Here is an 8,337-nt window from a genome sequence, read left to right as displayed (position 1 = left end):
CCGTTGCTGAACCGAATATCTGGAACTATCTCTGCCCGTAATTCCCGGTAAAAACTAACGCACGACCGTATCACAGACCCGGACGGGCTTGATGGAGAGGTTGTGCGTCACACGTGTGATAACGAGTCCTGTTGTAACCCAAATCATCTGCTTACAGGCACTTACACCGAGAATAACTACGATGCTGTTATCCGTGGGGGCATTGATCACGACTTCGAACCCCACCAAATCCGTCGCATCAGGCAGCTCAACGATCGTGGAACCTCGTGTGGGGAGATTGCATCGGAGTACAGTACTTCAGCAGGGCATATTCGAATGATTTGCGAGCGTAAGCGGTACGCGTGGGTGGACTGATTGACCATCCGAGCGTGGCATTACTCGTTTTGCAATCGTATCAGCCAATCAGTGAATGTCGTATTTGTATTGATCGCCGAATCATAATGGATTCTGATGCCGTTTACGCGTGAGTTACACGCCTCACAGGGCACATAGAGCCGTTGCCGCACAATCCGCTTAGGGTTAGCTAAAGCGTGGGTTGAGAAGTATCTCGGACAGGACGGAGACTGGAATCGAACAGGTACGGAGGACCGGTAGGCTTCCGGTTCGGAAACCGAGACTGTCGAGTTGGTAGAGTTCGCGGATGCAGCAGGTTTCGTTATTTCTAATCCCGTACGCGGTCATCAGTAAGTTTCTCGTGTAACTCGAATAGTGGATCGACGTCTGACGCAGCGTACCGCTTAACGACACGGCGCAAATCTGTATTTGGTCGATCGGAGAGGAGTTCGATCCCCATCGAAGGCATTTCAGCACCTGTTACCTTCGACCCCATCCATTCCGGCTCATCAGCCGTGATTTGGTGGATTTCGAGGGCGTCATCCAAGGAAACCCAATCCCCTTTCCGGTCCTTCATATCTTGGATCAAATCAACGTGATTGGACGTATCGAGTAGGAGCGCCAGTCTTCTTGAAACGCTCATCCCGGAGTCAACGTCATCAATCCTGGATGCGCGGTGTCTGAGAACTGGGAGGTCGTAGTTGTTACCATTATACGATAGAATCGTTCGGCCAGAATCGGTCCGATCGGCGATCCAGTCGATTGTGTCGTTAATTAGCTCACCTTCCGCGGTGAGAGTAGGGGTATTCCGGAAGAGAACTGTAACATTGGTGTCGCCGTGCGGAGGTGCGTGGCCGAGGGCGACCGCGAATACAGTCCAATGTTCCGGATTCTGGAAGTCGGGGTCATTTACGAGTGGGATTGTCTCGATGTCGATTGCGATACGATGATTGTGAGGCATCACCGACTCGCAGACGACAATCGACAAATACCTCTGGATTTCTGCTGATTCGGCACAAATCGTTGTAAGCAGCCCGAAGTAGGCGCGACGGTGATTCTATCGGAGAAGGTGGCAAATAGCAGGGTTAGCGTACGGTGGATGCCAATGATGTTAGTCGAACAACGTCTTTTCTCATGGCCTCCTCTCAACGTTAGCTGACACTAAGATCGGATATGCCTCTCTTGAGGTCTTGATTCCGGATTTTCTCGCCGTTGCGATCTAATACGTATCTTGCTGCGATCGTCACCACCAACTCTAGGTCCGCAGCTACCAGTCCGTCAGTCATCGATGCTGCGCGTTTCATATCATCGCTGTCCAGTTGATGTGGGCGGTCGGCGAGTTGGGCTTTCAACACTGCCGCGCGTGCGTCCCCATCCGGTTTCCCGACGTGGACCTTCTTGTCGATCCGACCAGAACGGATTCCAGCGTCGTCCAGGGATTCCAGACGATTCGTTGCACCGACAAACACGACGTTGTGATCTTCGGTGTTTTCGAGGTGGTTCAAGAACTCGTTGACGACCTTATTGTCCTCTTCGTGCGCATTCCCGTCCCCGTCACGGTTCTTTAACACCGTGTCCAATTCATCAAGGAATACGACTGCACCGCCTTCCTGTGCGGCGACCGTCTTGGCTTCCTCGAAGAGCGTCTGGACCTTCGTTGCAGACTCGTTAATCCACTTACTCTGGAGATCTGCACCGCTCGACTTTGCGAACGGCAGCCCGAGTTCCGTGGCAAGTGCCTTCGCTATGAATGTCTTCCCGGTTCCAGGGGGGCCGTGGAAGATAATATTCGGTGCGGACACACCGAGTTCGGCCGCCTTCTCACGATGCGTGGTGAGCGGCCTGATCACATCGCGTTCCAATTCGTGCTTCAAACCTTCCATTCCGCCAACATCGGCGAAGCTCACGTCCGTCTCTGGCTCCCACCGATATTCCATATCACAGAACTTCGAGGCACTCGCAGACGCGTTGTCCGAAACTGTCCCGTTCTCGGATGGATCCGCATCGGTGGTATCCGGCTGGTTAGTATTGGATGGCGTATCGATCCTCTGAGTCGTGTTCTGTTGCTTTCGTGCGGGTGTAGCGGCCTCGCGGTCGGACCAGTGCTCGGTCTTCTCACGGACGATGTCTGGATCGAGTGTTGAACCGTTCTGCTGGGCTCCGATCGGTGTTGTATCTGTCCTGAATAACTTGTAGAATACGTACGTCAGTGGCAGACCCACGGCTGCGAGTGCTGCGAAAGATTCCCCAGACCCTTCGGGCAATGCAGTCACCAGCACACCCGAGTTTGTCACTTGTGCCGCTACGGAGAAGGTCATGGTACTGACCGCCCCAAGAACACCCCCCGAACCAATGATGGTGTATTCTGTCCGACCATACAGTCGTGGTGTACCCATTGCGCTGATGAAGCCCAGGGCGACCATCATAGCGAACACCGTAGCGACGACGACGAAAGTGGCGGCAAGTCCTGCGCTTACGATCCATAGAGATTCACCTAAGGCCGGGCTTGTGGCTTGTGCGAATGTGAGAGGTTCTCCATAGAGGATGGCCGTTGCACTAAGAATAATTGCAGTAGTGAAACTGAGTACGCCGGCTATCTCTCCCGCAGTTGGGGCAGCGGATCGCCATTCATATTTCGAGAGTATGTTGGACCTCATGTCCACGTTACCACAAAATATGGATAATTAAGGAAACTTGTATTTCTAACCGTCTGTCCGTCGAAAGCCTGGGGGAATGAGCTTCAACACGCGGTTCTGTAGGCTCGACCGATAACACGCGTCATTCAGGAACGAGATCTGTATGTCGGAACTGTACCGGAAGCATCTCGTAATCGTCCACACGTTGGACTCGGTATGAATACCGATCTAACTCCCGGTCAGTCTCACTGTCCAAATTATCCGTGAACACCTCTACAACCTCACACACAGTTCCGTGAAACCTGGAATCTGGGTCATCAGGGCTCAGATACACGCAGACGCGATCACCGGTTGAGTACGGCGTGTCAGAGGGTTGCGGGATATCTTCCATCGGTCGTGTAGTGTCAGTGGGATTGGTTTGCAAGTCATTAAGTGGATTACTATAGTATCGGAGTTGCCGGTTAGCCACCGGCCGCACGTGGGTTGTTTGAGCCAACCTTCACCCGTCCAGGATTCCTGAGACGGGTATTCACCCTACTCCTACGTCAGCACGAACAACCTTCACAACCCGCAGTGTCGGTGCCCTCTACCCTGTTTTACCCCGGTGTGGTATCTGTACATACAGATAAAATCCGTCAGAGGTCGGATGCGATCGACACCTTTCGATGGCAGCGATCGCGTGAAAGTATGCAACTTCGTATTAATTCGACCACTTGACACCGTGGTGGTGTACGATAATCCGGACCTTCAAGAGGACCAGCGTACGTCGACAAACTGCCGGACGAAGTGGCGCTCCGGCACCCCAGAGAGAGTGACCACGGCCGTGGTGGGTCGTGGTACCTCGTTCGACCGGGTCGGTCGTGGTGGACCGATCCGCTCGGATACCGTAGTGTCCATCCATCTCATCCTACTTGTGTGTGGGTATTCCGTCCGGTCAATAAGTCCGATGAGTGCTGGTAACCGGTTGGTCCGAACAAAGACAGTGCCCGCCCACTGTTTCTACTCACTGTGGCTGCCCAATGTCGTCACCCAGTGTTATCAGCCGAGACGGCTCCCCAATATTGTCATCCATTGGAGTCATCCAGTGTTATCACTCACTGTGGCCATCTAATGTTATCACTCACTGTGGCCGTGTAGTGGGAGTAGGAAAAGCCGGTACTCAATGGGGCCGGTATTAACGGTCACACAGAGCTCTCACAGAGCATTCAGGAGTAGAGGTGCGTTCCCTCCGAGCAACATTACAAATGGCGTCCAGATACGCGACTGGGCTGCCAGCGGCAAAGAAAGAAGATGAATTGACCGTGAATAAACGGGGGACAACACCGGATTGTCAGTCTTGGTGACTGATTACTTCGAATCAAGCGCTGCGGCAAACTCTTCTGCTGGTTCAAGTCCCGTGTCACCCGATTGCGTTGAGTATCTGATCACCCATCCCCCTGGAACTGATCCAGTCTCTTGCTCCGTGTCGAACACTGCATACTCTCGATAAATCCGTTCAATTGTGACCGATCCCCACTCTGAGTGAGTGTGAGTGGTGTTTGTGACGAGTTCCATATGTCTACACATTACTCCACCTACAGTTGAACATTCACGATTCAACTTTCCGGTACGCACAAACGTTCGAATCCGATCTTTGAAAAAGTAGAGACCCACACGGAACTGACCATCTGGGTGGAGGGATAGTCTAAGTAAAGACTATACTCATTGAGTTAGATGCCATTAGTATCCCAGATGACCCGGAAACAAATCGGACGAAACACCGGGAATTCAGGCCGGATTAACGTTTCCGGGTCTGAACTCGAAAAGCTTGGCTTGGACATCGGTGACGACGTCGAAGTGGACGTCGTCGATGCCAAAGAAGTTGCCCACGCACTAATCGACAGCAAGGACTCCGAAGAATTCCTCATCGTTACCCCAGCCTAAGACATGCAAACGGCACTCACCTACCGTACGAACCGCGACCTGTTCTCGAACTACTACCTTGACGAACACCTCCCCGAGACCGAAGAATGGGACGAAGTCAGCGACGAAGAACTCCAGCAGGCCTACGACGACATTATGGATCTCTGGGAGCGCGAGAAGGAAACAGCTCCAAAGCGCAACGAATCCCAGCTCGAAGAGAAGTTTATTCGGCCGATGTTCAGGAAGCTGGGCATTCCCTTCGAAGTCGAGGAGAGCACCAGCCGTACACAACGCCGGCCTGACTACGGCTTCTTCGAGACTGAAGAGGCTGCCCGTGATGCTTTCCAACGGCGCGACGAAGGAAGCGACTTCTACAAGAACTCCGTCGCGGTGGCCGACGCGAAACGATGGGGTCGCCCGCTCGACACCCGTGGAAGTGGCGAACACGAACGTGACTTCGAGAATCCGAGTTACCAGATTCACGTCTACCTGCAGGAGACGCCCGCTCGGTGGGCCGTTCTGACGGATGGGAAGAAGTGGCGACTCTACTATGGCCCGACCAGCCACCGCCTCGACTCCTACTACGAGGTGGACCTTCCGACGATCTTGGAGAGTGGCGACCTTGAAGACTTCAAGTACTTCTACCTCTTCTTCCGACACGAAGCGTTCTTGGAAGACACCGGCGGGGACAGCTTCCTCGACGACGTATATGGTGAGTCCAATGTCTTCGCCCAAGAGTTGGGAGAGGATCTGCAAGACAACATCTACGAGGCTATCAAGGTCCTTTCAGAGGGCTTCCTCCAGTACCCTGAGAACGATCTTGATGAGGACGATCTCAGCCGGATTCACGACAGTTCGCTCATCTACCTGTACCGGCTCATCTTCGTTCTTTACGCTGAAGCAGAGGGTCGTGAGCTACTCGACACAAGCAATGAGATTTACGAGCAGTCCTACAGTCTGAACTCTCTCAAGCAAGAGGTCGCGGAAGAGATCGATAGTGGTGACCCGAAGTATCGTGACTGGCAGGATAACCTCCAGTCCCGTCTGGACGAACTGTTTACCCTCATCGACAAGGGTAGCAAGTCCCGTGGAATTCCCGAAGAAGACCTCTACATCCCGGCATACAACGGTGGACTGTTTCGAACTGACCCTGATGAAGACGACAGCACAGAAGCAAAGTTCCTCGCCAATCACGATGTCGGCGACGCCTACCTTGCGAAGGTTGTCGAACTCCTGACGCGAAGCAAGAACAGCAACGGTGGCGGGAAGATTTTCGTCGATTACTCATCACTCGATGTCCGGCATCTCGGGTCGATTTATGAGGGACTCTTAGAATACCAGATCAACGTGGCCCACGAGCCGCTGGCCATTGACGACGGCGAGTACGTGATCCCAGACGAGGGTGACGACGTCGTCGTACAGGAGGGCGAAGTCTACCTGACAACGGGGAGCGGTGAGCGGAAGGCCACCGGGTCGTACTACACGCCTGAGTACGTCGTCGAGTACATCGTCGAGAACACGCTCGAACCGCTCGTGTCGGACATCCGGAACGATTTGATGGCACAGAGTGCTCGTGGTGAACGTGGCTTTGCCGCGGAGTTCGCCGAGCGAGTGTTCGAGCTAAAGATTCTCGACCCAGCGATGGGGAGCGGACACTTCCTCACGAGTGCCATCGACTACTTGGCCCGCGAGATCATCGATGCCCAGGAGAAGCAAGCCGCACAGCAGGGTATCGAGACTGTCGATAAAGAGCACGACATCAACTGGGCACGTCGGCAGGTCGCCCAGCGCTGTATCTACGGTGTGGACCTGAATCCGCTCGCAGTCGAGCTGGCGAAGGTGTCACTATGGCTTCGAACGCTCGCTGCTGAGCAGCCGCTTGCATTCCTCGACCACCACCTGAAGACTGGGAACTCACTCGTTGGCAGCGACATCGAAGAAATCGAAGAACTGGAGTCTGACAGCGGTGGTGACAGTCAGAACGCATCGCTCGCGGACTTCGGTGTGGCTCGGAAGGGGACGATCGAGCAGTTGATGCGGATTTACGAGGACTTCATCGCCATCGAAAACCAGGAAATTGCGGACGTCAAGGAGATGGAGTCCAAGTACGACGAGTTCGAGCGAAACAAGCTCCGGCAGCGGCTTGAGGCGATGACGAACGTCCACACTGCCGAAGAATTCGGACTAGACAATCTCCCGAGTGATGCCTATGAGCGGATGGCGGCAGCGATGGAAGACGATTACGAGTGGGAGCAGATCGAACAGATGCAGTGGTTCCAGGATGCGCAACAGTGGGCCGATGACGATGACTACTTCCACTGGAAGTTAGAGTATCCTGAAGCGTTCTACGACGAAGGCGGGTCAGAGATCGATGATCCTGGGTTCGATGCAGTAATTGGTAACCCACCGTACGTCCGTATGGAACAAATCAAACCGCTGAAACCCTTCCTTTCTTCGAATTATGAGGTTCATGATAGCCGTGTTGACCTCTACGGCTACTTTATGGAACGAAGTTTGGAGCTATGCGCTTCGAAGTACGGTGTTATTGTCTCAAATAAGTGGATGCGAGCAAAGTACGGTGAGAATCTCCGGGAGCTCCTCAGCCGACATCAAGTTGAGCAGATACTCGATTTCGGGGACTTAGAGGTATTCCCCGGTATCTCGACATACCCTGCGATTCTCATAATTGACTCCCAGTCGGAGTTCACTGATGAGGTTCGTGCTGCCCAATTTGAGACTCTAAAGTTCACGAGTTTATCTGACGCTTTCGAACAACAGGCTATCAATCTACCTTCAGACTATTTTGGTAGAGAGAAGTGGTCAATGGGATCAGTTGATGAAGAGCGAATTAAGCGTAGTTTGGATACACGAGGGCTACAACTGTCAGAATACATTTCCGGTGAGCTTGGTATAACCAAAGTGAACGACGGGATTGGTTGGGGAATCAAGACAGGGGGCAATGATGCGTTCATAATTGATGAGAAAAAGCGTGATGAGCTCATCAAGGATGATCCCAAATCAGAGGAGATCATTAAACCCCTAATCAAGGGAACGGATTTGTCGAGGTACCACATCGACTTCCAAGATCGTTATCTGATTTACGCGAAGCAAGGTATCCAGATTGATCAGTATCCTGCAGTGAAGAATCATCTCGAAAACTACCGTGAACAAATCGGGAGCACAGCAACAGATGAAGAATGGTACGAACTGATGCAGGGTCAGGCCGAATACCAGAAATTCTTCGATTCGGCCAAGATCTGTTATCCGGACATCTCGAAGGAATGTAGCTTTGCGATGGATGATCAGGCGTATTATCTGGCCAATACATGTTACTTCATTCCCTCCAACTCGTATGCTTTACTCGCTGTCCTGAACTCAACACCAATTAATTGGTCGTGTCGCAAAGTCCTCTAGAATTCAGTAGTAACTGACTCCCCTGAGCAAGGGGACGCCTCTGGTGTCCACC

At 52.9% G+C, this 8,337-nt stretch carries 5 protein-coding genes; 2 read left to right on the top strand and 3 right to left on the bottom strand.

From position 1 onward, the window contains the following. Positions 1-661: 661 nt before the first annotated feature. The 3 genes from KM295_RS16450 to KM295_RS17230 form a co-directional block, all read right to left on the bottom strand. Positions 662-1,294 carry a ribonuclease H-like domain-containing protein gene (locus KM295_RS16450; protein ID WP_256031415.1) on the bottom strand — a complete coding sequence of 211 codons (633 nt, stop codon included), beginning with the start codon at positions 1,292-1,294 and terminating at the stop codon, positions 662-664. 190 nt (positions 1,295-1,484) lie between these two features. Further along, positions 1,485-2,759 carry an ATP-binding protein gene (locus KM295_RS16445; protein ID WP_256031412.1) on the bottom strand — a complete coding sequence of 425 codons (1,275 nt, stop codon included), beginning with the start codon at positions 2,757-2,759 and terminating at the stop codon, positions 1,485-1,487. A gap of 352 nt (positions 2,760-3,111) precedes the next feature. Further along, positions 3,112-3,360 (bottom strand): DUF8139 family protein, encoded by a 249-nt coding sequence (locus KM295_RS17230; RefSeq protein ID WP_472924559.1) that lies wholly within the window; start codon positions 3,358-3,360, stop codon positions 3,112-3,114. 1,340 nt (positions 3,361-4,700) lie between these two features. On the opposite strand from KM295_RS17230, the gene KM295_RS16440 reads away from it, so the two are divergent. Both KM295_RS16440 and KM295_RS16435 read left to right on the top strand, forming a co-directional pair. Next, positions 4,701-4,892: a hypothetical protein gene (locus tag KM295_RS16440; protein ID WP_418904823.1), complete on the top strand. Its 192-nt coding sequence runs from the start codon at positions 4,701-4,703 to the stop codon at positions 4,890-4,892. A gap of 3 nt (positions 4,893-4,895) precedes the next feature. Further along, entirely contained in the window at positions 4,896-8,285 is a 3,390-nt protein-coding gene (locus KM295_RS16435) for a class I SAM-dependent DNA methyltransferase (RefSeq protein ID WP_256031408.1), read from the top strand. Positions 8,286-8,337 lie beyond the last annotated feature (52 nt).

Source organism: Natronomonas aquatica (assembly GCF_024449025.1).
Taxonomy (GTDB): domain Archaea; phylum Halobacteriota; class Halobacteria; order Halobacteriales; family Haloarculaceae; genus Natronomonas; species Natronomonas aquatica.
This window is presented reverse-complemented; position numbering and strand designations above follow the sequence as displayed.